At 41.1% G+C, this 16,542-nt stretch carries 15 protein-coding genes; 10 read left to right on the top strand and 5 right to left on the bottom strand.

What is annotated here, in order from left to right:
• Positions 1-59 precede the first annotated feature (59 nt).
• Positions 60-764, bottom strand: coding sequence for a CAP domain-containing protein (locus tag V7K98_RS10230; protein ID WP_335021334.1), 705 nt, complete (start codon positions 762-764; stop codon positions 60-62).
• 298 nt (positions 765-1,062) lie between these two features.
• On the bottom strand, positions 1,063-2,190 hold the full coding sequence (locus tag V7K98_RS10235; RefSeq protein ID WP_335021336.1) for an acyltransferase family protein: 1,128 nt from the start codon (positions 2,188-2,190) through the stop codon (positions 1,063-1,065).
• 243 nt (positions 2,191-2,433) lie between these two features.
• Between V7K98_RS10235 and V7K98_RS10240 the strand changes: the two genes are divergently transcribed.
• A complete protein-coding gene (locus tag V7K98_RS10240; protein ID WP_292699630.1) occupies positions 2,434-2,892 on the top strand; it encodes a peroxiredoxin in 459 nt (152 codons plus the stop codon).
• Here the strand turns inward: V7K98_RS10240 and V7K98_RS10245 are convergent.
• Together V7K98_RS10245 and hpf are read right to left on the bottom strand one after the other, a co-directional pair.
• Positions 2,847-2,984, bottom strand: coding sequence for a hypothetical protein (locus V7K98_RS10245; protein WP_335021340.1), 138 nt, complete (start codon positions 2,982-2,984; stop codon positions 2,847-2,849). The genes V7K98_RS10240 and V7K98_RS10245 overlap by 46 nt on opposite strands.
• Before the next feature lie 3 nt (positions 2,985-2,987).
• The gene (gene hpf / locus V7K98_RS10250) at positions 2,988-3,632 is read right to left on the bottom strand and encodes a ribosome hibernation-promoting factor, HPF/YfiA family (RefSeq protein WP_335021342.1); all 645 of its coding nucleotides are present in this window, start codon (positions 3,630-3,632) and stop codon (positions 2,988-2,990) included.
• A 627-nt stretch (positions 3,633-4,259) separates the two neighbouring features.
• On the opposite strand from hpf, the gene lipB reads away from it, so the two are divergent.
• Together lipB and V7K98_RS10260 are read left to right on the top strand one after the other, a co-directional pair.
• Entirely contained in the window at positions 4,260-4,940 is a 681-nt protein-coding gene (lipB, locus tag V7K98_RS10255; RefSeq protein WP_335021344.1) for a lipoyl(octanoyl) transferase LipB, read from the top strand.
• Between the two features lie 183 nt (positions 4,941-5,123).
• A complete protein-coding gene (locus tag V7K98_RS10260; RefSeq protein WP_335021346.1) occupies positions 5,124-5,324 on the top strand; it encodes a hypothetical protein in 201 nt (66 codons plus the stop codon).
• Between the two features lie 121 nt (positions 5,325-5,445).
• Here the strand turns inward: V7K98_RS10260 and V7K98_RS10265 are convergent, their stop codons facing one another.
• On the bottom strand, positions 5,446-6,210 hold the full coding sequence (locus V7K98_RS10265) for an amino acid ABC transporter ATP-binding protein (RefSeq protein ID WP_335021348.1): 765 nt from the start codon (positions 6,208-6,210) through the stop codon (positions 5,446-5,448).
• Positions 6,211-6,280: 70 nt separating this feature from the next.
• Between V7K98_RS10265 and V7K98_RS10270 the strand changes: the two genes are divergently transcribed.
• The 7 genes from V7K98_RS10270 to V7K98_RS10300 all read left to right on the top strand — a co-directional run bounded on the left by V7K98_RS10270 (position 6,281) and on the right by V7K98_RS10300 (position 16,541).
• Positions 6,281-7,786, top strand: a complete 1,506-nt coding sequence (locus V7K98_RS10270) for an ABC transporter permease subunit (protein WP_335021350.1) — start codon at positions 6,281-6,283, stop codon at positions 7,784-7,786.
• A gap of 366 nt (positions 7,787-8,152) precedes the next feature.
• A complete protein-coding gene (locus tag V7K98_RS10275; RefSeq protein ID WP_335021352.1) occupies positions 8,153-9,028 on the top strand; it encodes a lipid kinase in 876 nt (291 codons plus the stop codon).
• Between the two features lie 75 nt (positions 9,029-9,103).
• On the top strand, positions 9,104-9,709 hold the full coding sequence (locus V7K98_RS10280; RefSeq protein WP_335021354.1) for an exopolysaccharide biosynthesis protein: 606 nt from the start codon (positions 9,104-9,106) through the stop codon (positions 9,707-9,709).
• 630 nt (positions 9,710-10,339) lie between these two features.
• A complete protein-coding gene (locus V7K98_RS10285) occupies positions 10,340-10,900 on the top strand; it encodes a hypothetical protein (RefSeq protein WP_335021355.1) in 561 nt (186 codons plus the stop codon).
• A gap of 619 nt (positions 10,901-11,519) precedes the next feature.
• Positions 11,520-15,506, top strand: a complete 3,987-nt coding sequence (locus tag V7K98_RS10290; protein WP_335021357.1) for a magnesium chelatase subunit H — start codon at positions 11,520-11,522, stop codon at positions 15,504-15,506.
• Between the two features lie 54 nt (positions 15,507-15,560).
• Entirely contained in the window at positions 15,561-16,136 is a 576-nt protein-coding gene (locus V7K98_RS10295) for a Uma2 family endonuclease (protein WP_335021359.1), read from the top strand.
• A gap of 69 nt (positions 16,137-16,205) precedes the next feature.
• Positions 16,206-16,541: a XisI protein gene (locus tag V7K98_RS10300; protein ID WP_335021361.1), complete on the top strand. Its 336-nt coding sequence runs from the start codon at positions 16,206-16,208 to the stop codon at positions 16,539-16,541.
• The last annotated feature ends 1 nt before the right edge of the window (position 16,542 follow it).

The following is a 16,542-nucleotide window of genomic DNA, read 5'->3' on the forward strand; positions in this document are numbered from 1 at the left end:
GTAAAAAGAAAGCGGGGGGATTTTAACCGAACTGTATTGTCCCCACTCGCTAGTTCAAATTATTTTTCACTATACCCACCAGCGTAGTCAATTACACAAATTGTTCTATATGATTTGTGAGTTCCATAAGCAACGCCAGATACTTTAAAAGCACCGTTAAAAATATTTTTTCTATGACCGCGATCGCGCACGCCATCATCAACAATTAATTGCATGACGATATCTTGGGCAGTGTTTGAGCCATAACTGATATTTTCACCTGCGGTTGTTTGCCATGTACCATAGCGGTTGATGCGAGTAAAGGGGTCGCTACCATCGCTACCATCATGACCTATAGTACCTGTTGTCCCTTGGTCTTTAACATGGTCTTTTGCTCCCAAAGACATACCTTTTGAGGCACTCAACGCTCCTACAGGACTTGCAGATTTCAGAAATGCGATCGCTTCATCAACTGCTTTGACTCCTTCTTGAGTTTGCAAATAAGTATTATTAGAAATCTTGATTTTGTTACCCTCAAAGCGCTTTTTATAGTTTTCCAAAATCGGCACGTAAGACTGGGGATTTGTTCGTACCTTATTTGTTTCAACAATTACCTGTTGTTCTAGCGGTGAAAGGTCATTCATATATGCTAATAAATTTTGACTGGTTGGTTTAACTACTGCTGGGTTAGAGTTTGCCACAGACGGGCTAGATTGAAACAGTTGATTTGAGCAGCCGAATATCAGGGTAGCTGGCAAAAATACCCAAAGTTTTATGCGATGCATTCATTACCTCACAATTTTGCTCTGGATTAATTTAGTTAATTAGAAGAAATAAGAATTTTCAACGCACAGATAAGTCTGTATACGCTTCTTTATTCAGAATTCAAGAAGCGAGACACCAGAACTTTAATCAGTTCCGTAAGAAGAACGGAAATGAGTTGATTAAGAGTATAGATAAAGCTGCGATTGCCTTTGTTCCTAAAGAGTTACAAATCTATCACTTGATATCTGTTGTAACCTTGATAACACTAAAACGTAAAGAACAATTAAAATCTTCATTTTCTAATGCCTGGTTTCAAATTTACACTTTGAGAAACCAACGTTGTCGATACATCAGAAAACCAACAGCCCACCACAACAACACGGTGACTATGGCAAATAACAGAGAACCATTCAGAAGTCCCGCCCAAGATGCGAAAAGGTTCTGGTAAATCCAATTGTAGGTACTGGGAGCGTCTTTACCCGTGCCGATGGTGGTTTTCACTAAGATTTTAATCAACAAAACCGATGGAACGAAAAGTGCGATCGCATTTAAGCCCATAATTTCAAAAGGTTTACTCCAGCGACGATTCAGGCGGACTTCGATGAGTTCATAACAAGCCGCTAGCAAAAGTAATGCCCAACCGCTAGTAAAGACTACGTAAGAACTTGTCCACAGCTTTTTGTTGATGGGAAATGTCCACCCCCACGCCCAACCGATAATTAAACAACCAACTCCAAATAATCCTAAGCCGATGCTTGTGCGTGATTGTACAGGTTGGCTACGTATCCATTGACCTGTGAAGTAGCCAGCGAGGACGCTTGCGATCGCGGGAATAGTACTGAATAGTCCCTCTGGATCTCCCATAAATTTGAAACCATCACCTTTATAAAGATGTGCTTTGGGAATAATTATCCGGTCAATATAAGCGCCAAAATTACCTTCTCGTGTCAGAACTCCCGCGCCATATTCTGGTACTGGTAGATACATCATTGTTAGCCAGTAACCGATGAGTATCACTCCTGCAAGTATCCATTGACCTTTGCGCGGAAGGTTGAGAACTATCAAGGAAGCCAACAGATAGGTAATACTGATGCGCTGCAACACCCCCATAAAGCGGATGCTACTGAAATCAAAAGTCCAAACACCTTGATTCCAAAAGCCATTTAGTAGCAATCCCAAGGCAAAGAGAATGGCGGCGCGGCGTAATATCCGCCAGTAAACAACTGAAGTGGGTTTATTACCTTCAGTGTACTTCGACAGCGAGAAAGTCATCGCTACACCAATAATGAAGAGAAAGAAAGGGAATACCAAATCAGTTGGTGTGCAACCGTGCCAATCGGCGTGGGCTAAGGGAGGATATACATCATCTGCGACTCCCGCCATATTGACGAGAATCATCGCAGCGATCGTAATGCCGCGAAAAACATCCAGTGAAGTCAGGCGCATAAGGGGAATTTTATGTTAAATGAGTATCTAAGTACAGCTTTGCCTAAAATCGTAGCGTTTTTAAACGCAGAGGAACGCAAAGTAAACGCAAAGGTACGCAGAGTCTTGCTAATTTTTATTCGCTACGTTTTTTCAATTAATGGAATGCTGTACTAAGCTACCCCGCTTGATGCAGGTAATCAAGCAAAGTTTATAGACTTGGATACAAGGTAAAATTTTATTAAGTAATTATCACCAGTTGTTATGCCAATCAAAGTTGGAGATACTGCTCCTAATTTCACTTTACCTGCTCAAAATGGCTCAACAGTTAGCCTTCAAGATTTTCGCGGCACAAAGGCTGTTGTCCTATATTTTTATCCCAAGGATGACACACCCGGATGTACGGCTGAATCTTGCGCTTTTCGCGATCAATATGAAGTGTTTAAAAGTGCTGGCGCTGAAGTTGTCGGTGTGAGTGCTGACTCTAGCGAATCTCACCAAAAATTTGCTGCAAAATATAATCTACCTTTTACCTTATTAACTGACAAAGGCGACCAAGTACGGAAGCTATATGGTGCAACAGCAGCCTTTGGCTTATTCCCTGGTCGCGTTACTTATGTCATTGACCAACAAGGAGTTGTGCAATATGTGTTTGATTCAATGTTTAACTTTAAAGGTCATGTTGAAGAAGCATTGAAAACTTTGCAACAGCTTGTGAAATAGGGAATTGGGCATTGGGCATTGGGCATTGGGCATTGGATATTGGGGAAAAGCTTACTGCAACTCACCTCATCCCTCCATGCCCCATGCCCCATTCCCTATTTAGAATGCAACTTTTCCGGCATGACAATATTAGTGTGGCTTGACTTGCCATTTTTGCCGTTTGTATGACCGTTACCATTGCGGGGTTGAATCACACCATAACCGCCGTGGTTGCGTTCGTAAATTACATTAATCTCTCCAGTTTCAGAATTGCGGAACATATAAAAGTCGTGTCCCACGAGTTGCAGTTGTTCTGAGGCTTCTGCAAGGGTCATCGGTGGCATGGAAAAATATTTGGTGCGGACGACTTCGTTGGGTAGTTCGGGGGTGCGATCGCCAATTAAATCTGGAACTACCGACTCTGCAACAACTACTTCTGTTGGTTGGGCATGAGTTTTCTGATCTTGACGACGTTCTTTATATTTCCGCAGCTGACGGGCAATTTTATCTGCAACTAAGTCAATGCTGGCATATAGATTTTCGCTACTTTCCTCGGCACGAATAACGCTACCATTAGCGTAAATGGTTACTTCAGCTGCTTGTCTAGTATTAATTCGAGGATTCCGGGCTACGCTCAGATGCACATCCACTTCATTTGTAATGTTCTGAAAGTGACTAGCTGCTTTTTCAATCTTTTGATGTACATATTCCCGAATCGCATCGGTGATTTCAATATTTTTGCTGTGGATGACAAGCTTCATGTAAACTCTCCCACTGAATATTTGATGTGTGAATTTGCTTTGTATGAAAAGAAATTGCGGTAAGGTCTATTACTCCCGCCAAAACAAATTGTGAACTGTTTTTATGTACTGCTGTTAAGCCATCTCTAAGCTTACTGCATGTGAGTTTCTACTCATTATACTCTTGTTTTTCCTCCTCATCTCTGCGCTGATATCCAATTGGATTCCCACATAGAACTATTTGGTGAGGAAATTTGAGTAGTTGCTCCGGTAACTGTCTTCTCTATTAAAACAACGCTTACAGAACTTTTGATAGTTGCTCCTTCTGTGTCCGGTTGAGGTTTGCTCATTGTTGATCAACAACAAGAGTATTTGTAAAAGCCGATCTTGTTTATATTTAAAACAAGATTATTAGAGTCATCAGCCAGTTTATCGTTCTTATTGTCTTGGCATGATGCTTATTGCAGAGAATTCCTCCTAAAACCTATTGAGGTTGTATATTCAAGCTAGCACTTTGTATTTTCTAATGCATGTTCCCTTGACTTTCCTTTAAAATCCTTTGCAAAACTTAACATTTATTGATTCAAATCCTGTAAATTGAAATATATTTCGTCCTTAATACAGTTGATTTTTGGCATTATCTATAGTATGAAAACACACGATAACCGTTGTTTGCTGTATAACCAAGGATTAATGCCTTACTTAGATGCTCATGGATGGCAGCGATCGCTCCTCAATGAGCGCATTCATGAGCCGAGTCTAGATGACGTGTTAATTTTGCTAGAACATCCACCTGTTTACACTCTGGGACAAGGAAGTAACTCAGATTTTCTCAAGTTTGACATTGATAAAGGTGAATATGATGTACATCGAGTTGAACGAGGCGGCGAAGTTACTTACCATTGTCCTGGTCAACTGGTGGGGTATCCGATTTTAAATCTGCAACGTTATCGTAAAGACCTGCATTGGTACTTACGCCAACTCGAAGAAGTCATAATTCGTGTATTGGCAGTTTATGGATTGCAGGGAGAAAGAATTCCGGCTTTTACTGGTGTTTGGTTACAAGGGCGAAAAGTTGCGGCTATTGGGATTAAAGTCAGCCGTTGGATTACCATGCACGGCTTTGCATTAAATGTTTGCCCAGATATGTCAGGCTTTGAGCGCATTGTACCCTGTGGAATTTCTGATAAACCCGTAGGTAGTTTAGCCGAATGGATTCCAAGTATTACTTGTCAAGAAGCGCGTTTTTATGTAGGACAATGCTTTGCTGAAGTGTTTGGCGTGGAATTAGTCGAATCGCAGCCTCAAGGATTTTTGCGGTCTGAGTAAATTCAGCTTGTAATTATGTAACAAATACTATAGCAGTCCTATTTAAATTGTGAGACACTTATGAAAGTAAACCGTATTTATTAGTATCAAAATACCTATTCAATTACGGTTGTCAAAGCTAAAATCTGATTATTTACAAGTTTCTATACTAAATTTTTACGGCTGTCAAGCACAATTTTGCGCGTGAATTACTCAAATAATTTCCAGGTATATGCCCCATCGTTAACATCTCTGAGAGAACGTGATTGGACAGCTTTGATAGAACTATTTGATAGAGACGACGGTGATGAAATTGAAGCCGACATCAGTGGTAGTTTGTTTTGGCTGATACCTGAGCCTTGTTGGGAAGACGATCCTTTTGAGTTCTTGCGCGAATACCTTTAAGAGTGCTGAGTAGGGAGTAGGGAGTAGGGAGTAGGGAGTGAGGAGTGAGGAGTGCTGAGTGAGGAGTTTAAAGCAAGTCTTTAATTACGAATTACGTTCGCGGAGCGTGCCAGAGGCTCTATTACGAATTACGAATTACTTGAAGGCGACTGAGGAAAATACGCAGGCGATCGCTTTGGGGATTGGTCAGTACTTCATAAGCTGAACCTTTTTCTGTCACAATACCTTTGTCTAAGAATATTACCTGATGGGCTACTTCTTTTGCAAATTGCATTTCATGGGTGACAACCACCATTGTCATCCCCTCTGATGCCAATTGTTGCATCACTTGCAAAACTTCGCCCACGAGTTCGGGATCTAGGGCGCTGGTGGGTTCGTCAAATAGCATGATTTGGGGATTCATACATAAGCTACGGGCGATCGCTACTCGTTGCTTTTGTCCGCCAGAAAGTTGTTCGGGATAAGCAGATGCTTTGTCATGTAAGCCAACTTTTTCTAAATATAATCTCGCTATTTGGGCGCTTTCTTTCGGGGTTTTACCTAAAACTTTCCGAGGTGCGAGTGTCATATTTTCCAGAACGCTGAGATGAGGAAACAGGTTGAACTGTTGAAAAACCATACCTACTTGTGTTCGTAGTTGTCGCAGTTGGTTATAGTTGACTGTGGGTTTAGATAAGTTGATACCGTTGATTATTAAACGCCCGTTGTCAATGGTTTCTAGGCGATTAAAGCAGCGTAGTAGTGTACTTTTACCACAACCGGAGGAACCGATAACTGCAACGACTTCTCCCCGGTTAATTTCACCAGTGATTCCTTTGAGGACTTTGAGGGAACCAAAGTTTTTTTCGATATTGTCAAAAATAATGGCGGGGATGGTATTGTTCATTACTTGTGTCAAGCTGCTCTACAGTTGATTGTAAGGTTTTTAACGAACCGCAGAGGGAAGAGAAAACAATATGGCTAAATTTGGTTTTGGGCGTTGGCTGCGCTGGTGTGTGGTTGTTAGTTTGAGTTATTTTTTATTGGCTGGCTGTGCTGTGAACTCTAGTGCGGGGAAAACTTTGCGGGTTGCTACAGAACCGGCGTTTCCACCTTTTGAGTTTAAAAAAGAAGGTGGTGAGTTGCAGGGTTTTTCGATTGATTTGATGAATGCATTGGCTTCCTCTGCTAACTTTAAAGTAGATTTTCAAAGTATGCCTTTTGATGGTATAATCCCGGCTTTGCAAGCCAAAACAGTAGATGCAGCGATTAGTTCGATCACGATTACAGAGGAGAGGGCGAAGACGATTTCTTTTTCCCGTCCTTATTTTAAAGCTGGGTTAGCGATCGCAATCCGCGCAGACGATCAAAATATTACTGGCTTTGACAGTCTCAAAAATAAAAAAATCGCAGTCCAAATTGGTACAACTGGGGCTGCAAAAGCTAAGAGTATTCCCGGAGTCCAAATTCGCAGTTTTGATTCAGCACCTTTAGCCCTGCAAGAATTGGCCAATGGTAATGTGGATGCGGTAATCAATGATGCACCAGTGACTTTATATGCTATTAATACGGGCAATCTTCAGGGAATAAAAGTAATACAGCAATTACTGACGGAAGAGTTTTATGGTATTGCTACAGCTAAAAATTCGTCGAATTTGGCATTAATAAATGATGGTTTAGATAGAGTGTTTAAAAATGGCACTTATTCCAAGATTTATCAAAAATGGTTTAAAGTCGAGCCGCCATTACTACCAGCTAAATCACCATTTGAGAACCAAAATAGCACTGGCGCACCTAAAATACTTACCTCAATAAGTGTGATTTTACAAGCTTTTCCAACTTTATTACAGGGAGCATTGGTAACGTTACAATTAACAATAATTTCTGTAGTTTTTGGTTTAATTGGAGGTTCCCTAATTGGTATTCTCAGACTTTCTCGCATCGTACCTATACGTTGGGTAGCGAGGGCGTATGTAGATTTTTTTCGGGGAACACCTTTGCTGGTGCAAATTTTTATGATTTATTTTGGTTTACCAGCAATTTCGCAAGAACTTGGTTTTACATTTACTTTCGATCGGCTCACTGCTGGAGTAATTGCTTTAAGCTTGAATAACGCTGCCTACACTGCCGAAGTTGTGCGTGGAGGGATTCAATCCATTGAAACAGGACAAGCAGAAGCAGCACAATCATTAGGTTTGAGTTCTATACAAACTATGAGTTATGTCATTTTTCCCCAAGCTTTCCGGCGGATGATTCCACCTTTGGGTAATGACTTTATCAGTTTATTGAAAGATACTAGCTTGGTTTCTGTAATTGGGTTGGAAGAATTACTACGTAAAGGACAGTTAATTGTTGCTGAGAACTATCGCGCTTTTGAGATTTACGCAGGCGTAGCAGTGGTTTATTTATGCTTGACATTACTTTTTTCACAAGTATTTAGTCACTTAGAAATATGGATGAATCCAGTTAAACAGCAGAAATGACTTTGAGAAATTTCTGTATCCTTTTTTAAGGGAGATTAGAAGGAGCAAAACCTTGTGATACAACACATTTTTATTCTAAGGTGATTCCCAAGAACAAATTACTCCACAATAAAATCTTTATTGACAAGAAAAAGATTTAAATGCAGTCACTTAGTGGGTAAAAATCATAATTTCCTGAGTATCATCATAAAAAGCGTTAATAGAGATAAAATAGAAATTGAAAATTGTTTACAATAACATAATAAGCATTGAATAAACGATTTTTTGATGAACATCATAACAATTTAAACACTTTTTTAGAGTCAACTTAAAGCAGAATACATAGATGCGGATAATTGGACATATCAACTACAAAAGGTACTACCCATGAGTTCCCGCGCACTGCTGTTAGTAAATCGTCATGCCCGCCAAGGGCAAAAGAGTCTGTCGGGAGCGATTGAATATCTGAAGACACTCGGCTTTGATTTAATTGAGGAGTCTACAGAAGACCCGAAACATCTTGCTGAAGTTATATTTCGCTATCAGCATCAAGTTGACTTAGTAATCATTGGTGGAGGAGATGGCACTCTTAATGCAGCAGTAGATGCTTTAGTTGATACTCAGTTGCCCTTGGGAATCTTGCCTTTAGGAACTGCCAACGACCTAGCAAGGACTTTAGAAATTCCGAATTCCCTCAGCGAAGCTTGCAAAATTATTGCAGATGGAAATTTACACCGCATCGATTTAGGTTGGATTAACGGCAAGCACTTTTTTAACGTTGCTAGTTTGGGATTAAGTGTAAAAATTACTCAACGACTTACCAAAGAAGTCAAACGCCGTTGGGGAGTATTTGCTTATGCCGCCACTGCATTACAAGTGATTTGGGAAGCTAGACCTTTTACTGCGGAGATTGTAATCAATGGTGAATCAGTTCGCGTAAAAACAGTACAAATTGCTGTGGGTAACGGCCGTTATTACGGCGGCGGTATGGCTGTGGCTGACGATGCCACAATAGACGATGAAAGGCTAGACCTCTACAGCTTGGAGATAAAACACTGGTGGCAGATTATACTTCTACTCCCTGCCATGCGGCAAGGGCGACATATACATTGGGAGAATGTACGTTCTCTTCAAGGTCAAGAAATAAAAGTATATACTCACAAACCGCGTCCTATTAATACAGATGGTGAAATCACTACTTACACTCCTGCTCATTTTAGAGTTATATCTAAAGCTATAGCTGTTTTAGTACCCCAGAAATAAGCAGTTAGGAGTTAGGAGTTATTATCGTCATCTCCCTCTGCGAAAAATGTGGAAACTCGCATCAACTCACGCCAAATGCATCTGAGATTTTCTCAAGATATAAAGTCCCTGTTGCAACGCCTGGCTGAACAACCACTTACTCTAGGTGATGTTCTGGCGGAAACCTCAGAACGAGGGTTCAGTCTGGTAATTACATTATTAGTCTTGCCCTTTTTATTTCCTATGCCACCAGGATTAACTGGCCCTTTTGGTGGTGCTTGTTTACTATTATCAGTGCAAATGGTTTTAGGGAGGCGATCGCCTTGGCTACCGAAAAGAATTGCCAACTACAAATTTCCTCGTCCCTTCGCCCAATTACTTTTGCAAAATTTGGGACATCTTACCAAAATTTTACAGAAAATCGCCCGTCCCCGATTTGAAAAAATAGCCCATAATCCTTTAGTTTGGCGAATTAATGGGTTTTGTATTTCTTTGTTAACAGTATTACTGATATTACCAATTCCGTTTACAAATCCTATCCCTACTATAGGCATTTTACTTTTGACTGTTGCCACTATCGAATCTGACGGTTTATTAATTTGCATCAGCTACGGAATTACTATTTTGATTACCTTGATGTTTGGATTTATTGGTTATGCAATATGGTTAGCTCCTGGTTTACTACCATCTATATTTAAATAATAAAAGCCCCCAACTAAAAGCTGAGGGCTGTAATTTATTAGGGTGCATCTACCATTTATTAATCCACTTTATTGATTACTATATCCGGGAAAATTAGACTTTTAACCAAATTTATTTTATTCCAAACTTAAAAATATAAACATAAAAAAGCCCCCAACTAAAAGCTGAGGGCTGTAATTTATTAGGGTGCATCTACCATTTATTAATCCACTTTATTGATTACCATATCCGGGAAAATTAGACTTTTAACCAAATTTATTTTATTCCAAACTTAAAAATATAAACATAAAAAAAGCCCTCAACTAAAAGCCGAGGGCTGTGATTTAATTAAGGTGCATCTACTATTTATATCTCCGCCTTAGTTATTGCTGAATCAGGAAGAATTGAAAAAAATAGATGGCTGTGGTGTTGATTTCTCTAGCTACGCCTGTAGTACTTGTCTGAATGACGAGAACCTACGGTTTTTGACTAGGTAATCATTGACTAGCTTCACAATAATTTTACAATTATCTCGAATTTGCCCTGAATACACGAAGTTTCTGCTAATATCTCCGATGGCATCTCCGCAATAGTACTAATTTGGTTTATTAGTTGGGTATATGATTCTAAAGGTTAGGCACACCCAACTCGATGATAAAGCGATCGCAATTTCTATTAGCCCTTGCTAGTCTTAGTATTGTCGGGGGAAGCTTTTTTATGAGAACAACTTTTAGCAGTACTAGCAAACCTAAAATAGTAACTGATACATCACGCTACAAAGAAATTCGTCATAAACTATGGTCTGACAATGACCAAGTAAAACATTTTCCTAATGATATTCCCACTGATGCTAAAGGCGTTCGGATTGCTTACTCTCCTGAATTTTTACAAGGAAATAGTTTCTTTCAAATTAGGATGAAAGAGCCACCAAACAAGATAGAAAAATTGCTCTCACAATACAGAAGTAGTGCAAAGCACAAATATATAGGTGGTAACACAAATGACCACATAAATCAGCCTAACGGTGTACCGACAACTTTTTTCTACACCAGTGACTCTCCTATGGAATCTTTTCCAGCTACTTATGAAATATTGGTATTAAATACAGACGACAAAGGTAGACCTGGCTTCAAGTGGAATCATGGAGATAGTTACGGCGTTGCAATTAATAGTTCGGCCTCAGAAATTATCTATTGGTCTGAAAAATGGTAATTAGGAATTCAAAGTCATTTGAAATTGCCATAAAATCTGCGATAGTTGCATTTGGCGTAGGTTTTGCTGCTTGGAAATTTCTGAAGGGAGATAAGAACGATCCGAAGAAGATTTTGAAACAGTTTAGAAGCTAAACTTTATTCTTAGTTAAGAAATATAGTAATTAGGCGATTTCTACGACCGACTAAGCTGTCGTGCATTTAATTTGCACAGCTAGGGCGGGCAAGATGCCCACCCCACAAGAGATTTATTTTTTTGAGGATGCAAATTAAAGTATTTTCAGCTTACACCGACGCATTTCTCTAAACATATCAATTTGACAACCCGCACAAGCGGGTTTTATTTTTCAATCTAGCATTTATTAATAGTTATTTAGTTATTTATAAATATTACAAAAAATTTACAAATATGTGAGCCAATACTTTTATGTAAAGTCAACAATTACAAAGAAATATTTCGTTTTTTATATCGATTTGTGTCATAAAGACGATAAAATGCCTACTGGGTAAGAGTTTTCTGATAAAAAACAGATATTGCCTAAAGATCACAAGTTACTTGTGGCTGATGATGCCGCTAGGAACTTCCAGTAGAGAACACGCATCAAAGGAGCCGTAGAAGCATGTTCACACACGTCAAGTCCACCATTAGACACATTGCGCCTGATAACTTACGCGGACGTAGTTTAATCAAGGTGGTCTATGTCGTGCTTGAGTCCCAGTACCAGAGTGCTTTGTCGCAAGCTGTTCGCACCATTAACGCGAACAACCCCAACTTGGCGATTGAAATCAGTGGGTACTTGATTGAGGAACTCCGCGACCCTGAAAATTACGAGGAGTTCAAACGAGAAATTGAGAATGCGAATATCTTCATCGCTTCCCTCATTTTCATCGAAGACTTAGCACAGAAAGTAGTAGCAGCAGTAGAACCACACCGCGATCACCTGGACGTTTCTGTTGTCTTTCCCTCCATGCCAGAGGTAATGCGCCTAAATAAAATGGGCAGCTTTTCTTTAGCACAGTTGGGTCAGTCAAAAAGTGCGATCGCGCAATTCATGCGGAAACGCAAAGAAAAATCCGGTGCGGGATTCCAAGATGGGATGCTGAAGCTTTTGCGTACTCTGCCCCAAGTGCTGAAGTTTCTCCCAATGGATAAAGCACAGGATGCCCGAAATTTCATGCTCAGTTTTCAGTATTGGCTAGGTGGTTCTCCAGAAAACCTGGAAAACTTCTTGCTAATGCTAGCTGATAAATACGTATTTAAAGGTTTAGATAAACAAGATTTTGCACCTTCTACTTATGAACAGCCGGTGGTTTATCCCGATTTAGGGATTTGGCATCCTTTGGCTCCCAGTATGTTTGAAGATGTCAGAGAATACCTCAATTGGTATACAGCTCGTAAGGATATTTCTAGCGATCTCAAAGATCCCCTAGCTCCTTGTGTCGGGTTAGTATTGCAACGCACTCACCTAGTTACAGGTGATGATGCCCATTATGTAGCAATGGTGCAGGAGTTGGAAGCAATGGGCGCACGGGTATTACCTGTGTTTGCTGGTGGTTTGGATTTCTCCAAACCTGTTGAGGCTTACTTCTACGAACCAATTACCAAAATACAGTTGGTAGATGCAGTGATATCGCTGACTGGTTTTGCTTTAGTGGGTGGCCCAGCTAGACAAGATCATCCCAAGGCAATTGAGGCACTCAAACGCTTAAACCGTCCTTACATGGTGGCATTACCCTTAGTATTCCAAACCACAGAAGAGTGGATGGATAGCGATTTAGGGTTACATCCAATTCAGGTAGCTTTGCAAATTGCAATACCCGAATTAGATGGGGCAATTGAGCCGATTGTATTATCTGGTAGAGATGGAACTACAGGGAAAGCGATCGCACTGCGCGATCGGGTTGAAGCTGTCGCCGAACGTGCCTTAAAATGGGCAAACCTCCGCCGCAAGCCGAAACTAGATAAAAAAGTCGCCATCACCGTTTTCAGTTTCCCGCCAGATAAAGGCAACGTGGGAACCGCCGCGTACTTGGATGTATTCGGTTCCATCTACGAGGTGATGAAAGCCCTCAAAAATAACGGCTACGATTTACCAGAATTGCCAGAATCAGCCGAAGCATTGCTGCAAGAAGTCATCCACGATGCCCAAGCGCAGTACAATAGCCCAGAACTGAACGTTGCTTACAAAATGTCCGTTCCTGAGTATGAGGCGCTAACCCCTTACTCTCACCGCCTAGAAGAAAACTGGGGGCCACCTCCCGGACACCTTAACAGCGACGGGCAAAACTTGCTGATTTATGGTAAGCAATTCGGTAACGTCTTCATCGGTGTGCAACCCACCTTTGGTTACGAAGGCGATCCGATGCGGCTGTTATTCTCCCGTTCAGCTAGTCCTCACCACGGTTTTGCTGCTTACTACACTTACCTAGAGCAAGTTTGGAAAGCTGATGCTGTACTACACTTTGGTACACACGGTTCTTTAGAATTCATGCCAGGTAAACAGATGGGGATGTCTGGTGACTGTTATCCAGATAACTTAATTGGTTCAATTCCCAACTTGTATTACTACGCAGCCAATAATCCGAGTGAGGCGACAATTGCTAAACGCCGGAGTTATGCCGAAACAATTTCTTACTTGACACCGCCGGCAGAAAATGCTGGCTTGTACAAAGGTTTGAAGGAACTGAGCGAGTTAATCGCTTCCTACCAAACCTTAAAAGATAGTGGACGCGGTGTTTCCATTGTTAACAGCATCATGGATAAATGCCGAATCGTGAATCTGGATAAGGATATTAACCTGCCAGAAACCGATGCCAGAGACATGAGTACCGATGAGCGGGATAATATTGTTGGCAACGTCTACCGCAAGTTGATGGAGATCGAGTCACGGTTGTTGCCTTGTGGATTACACGTAATTGGTAAACCGCCAAGTGCAGAAGAAGCGATCGCAACTCTGGTAAATATTGCTAGTCTAGATCGTCAAGAAGAAGGACTTCAAGGCTTACCCGGAATTATCGCTAATAGCATTGGGCGTAATATTGACGATATTTATCAAAGTAATGACAGAGGCATTTTAGAAGATGTCCAGTTATTGCAAGATATCACCTTGGCAACCCGTGCAGCAGTTACCGCCCTTGTCCAAGAGCAAATCGACGCGGAAGGACGAGTTTCTCTAGTTTCCCGGTTGAATTTCTTCAACATGGGTAAAAAGGAACCTTGGGTAGAATCATTGCATAAAGCAGGTTATCCCAAAGTTGACACCGCCGCCCTAAAACCCCTATTTGAGTATTTGGAATTCTGCCTGCAACAAGTTTGTGCCGATAACGAATTAGGCGCATTACTCAGAGGCTTGGAAGGCGAGTATATCTTGCCCGGCCCTGGTGGCGATCCCATCCGCAACCCGGATGTATTGCCCACAGGTAAGAATATCCATGCACTCGATCCGCAATCCATCCCAACAACAGCAGCAATCCAATCAGCCAAAATCGTTGTAGACAGGCTTTTGATCCGTAACAAGTCTGAAAACGAAGGAAAATGGCCAGAAACCATCGCTTGCGTCCTCTGGGGAACCGATAACATCAAAACTTACGGTGAATCCCTAGCCCAAATTATGTGGATGGTGGGCGTGCGTCCAGTTCCCGATGCCTTGGGACGGGTGAACAAGTTGGAATTGATATCTTTAGAAGAGTTGGGAAGACCCAGAATTGATGTAGTAATCAATTGTTCTGGTGTATTCCGCGACTTATTCATCAACCAAATGAACCTGCTAGATCAAGGCGTGAAGATGGCGGCTGAGGCGGATGAACCCCTAGATATGAACTTTGTTCGCAAACATGCTTTGCGACAAGCTGAAGAAATGGGGATTAATCTGCGTCAAGCAGCAACTCGCGTTTTCTCCAACGCTTCCGGTTCCTACTCGTCAAATATCAACTTGGCGGTAGAAAACAGCACTTGGGATAGCGAAGCCGAGTTGCAGGAAATGTATCTTAACCGGAAATCTTTCTCGTTCAATTCCGATAACCCCGGAATTATGGATGAATCCCGGCAGATTTTTGAAAGTACATTGAAAACTGCTGATGCAACTTTCCAAAATTTGGATTCTTCGGAGATTAGCTTAACGGATGTTTCCCACTACTTTGATTCAGATCCCACTAAGCTGGTGGCAAGTCTGCGCGGTGATGGTAAAAAACCAGCATCTTATATTGCAGATACAACCACAGCTAACGCCCAAGTGCGGACATTATCAGAAACCGTGCGTTTGGATGCGCGTACCAAATTGTTAAATCCTAAGTGGTACGAGGGGATGCTGTCTCACGGTTACGAAGGTGTGCGCGAACTCTCCAAGCGGTTGGTGAATACAACAGGTTGGAGTGCGACAGCCGGTGCTGTGGATAACTGGATTTACGAGGATACTAACGAAACCTTCATCAAAGATGAAGAAATGCAGAAACGGTTGTTGAACCTCAACCCCCATTCTTTCCGCAAGATTGTATCAACTTTGTTGGAAGTGAATGGACGCGGTTATTGGGAGACTAGCGAGGATAATTTAGATCGTCTGCGTGAGTTGTACCAAGAGGTTGAAGACCGGATTGAAGGAATAGAATAGGATTACATGGGCAGGCGTTATGCCTGCCTTAACTTTTCAATCCGAGATATGACTATGAATGCTTTAACCGTCAACCTTCAATCAGTATTGGAACTGACAGATGAGCAGTTTTTTAATCTATGTCAGGCAAACCGTGACTTGAGGTTTGAACGCACTGCAACCGGAGAATTAATTATCATGCCACCAACCGGGGGAGAAACCGGAAATCGTAATGGTAGACTAAATCAACAATTATTTAATTGGTCAGATACTGATGCTAGTGGCATCGCTTTTGATTCTTCTACTTGTTTTAAATTACCTAATGGTGCAGATCGTTCACCTGATGCTTCTTGGATAAAGTTAGAACGATGGGATGCTTTAACTGAAGAAGAAAAACAAAAGTTTCCTCCCATTTCTCCTGATTTTGTAATTGAGTTACTTTCGCCAAGTGATAGTTTGAAAGTTGCTCAGGAAAAGATGAGGGAATACATAGGTAATGGTGTGCGTTTGGGTTGGTTAATTAATCGTAAATCGCGGCAAGTGGAGATTTATCGGCAAGGACAACAGGTTGAGGTGTTGGATTCTCCTGTTATGGTATCAGGTGAAGGTGTTTTGCCGAGATTTATTTTAAACTTAGAAGCTATTTGGTAATAGTTAATAACTTAAGTAAATTGGCTATCAAAATTTATAATATGATGTAGGGCAAGAGGTGATTTTCCAATGGATAAATTAACTCGATATCGCCAGCTTGTACAACAGATATTACATGAATATAGTGAGCAGAAACCAGCTTACGGAAATATAGAAGTTGAAACAATTTTTGATACAGTACGTGACCATTATCAAATAGTTCATGTAGGTTGGGAAGGTCAAGACTGGGTACATAGTTGTATTATTCATGTTGATATTAAAGGTGGTAAAATTTGGCTTCAGTGGAATGGTACAGAAGATGATATTGCAGCTAATTTGGTAGCTGCGGGAGTTCCCAAAGATGACATTGTGTTAGGGTTCCAGTCTCCTTTTATGAGACAGTTTACAGAATATGCAGTGAGTTAAG

Source organism: Nostoc sp. (genome assembly GCF_036917435.1).
GTDB lineage: Bacteria > Cyanobacteriota > Cyanobacteriia > Cyanobacteriales > Nostocaceae > Nostoc.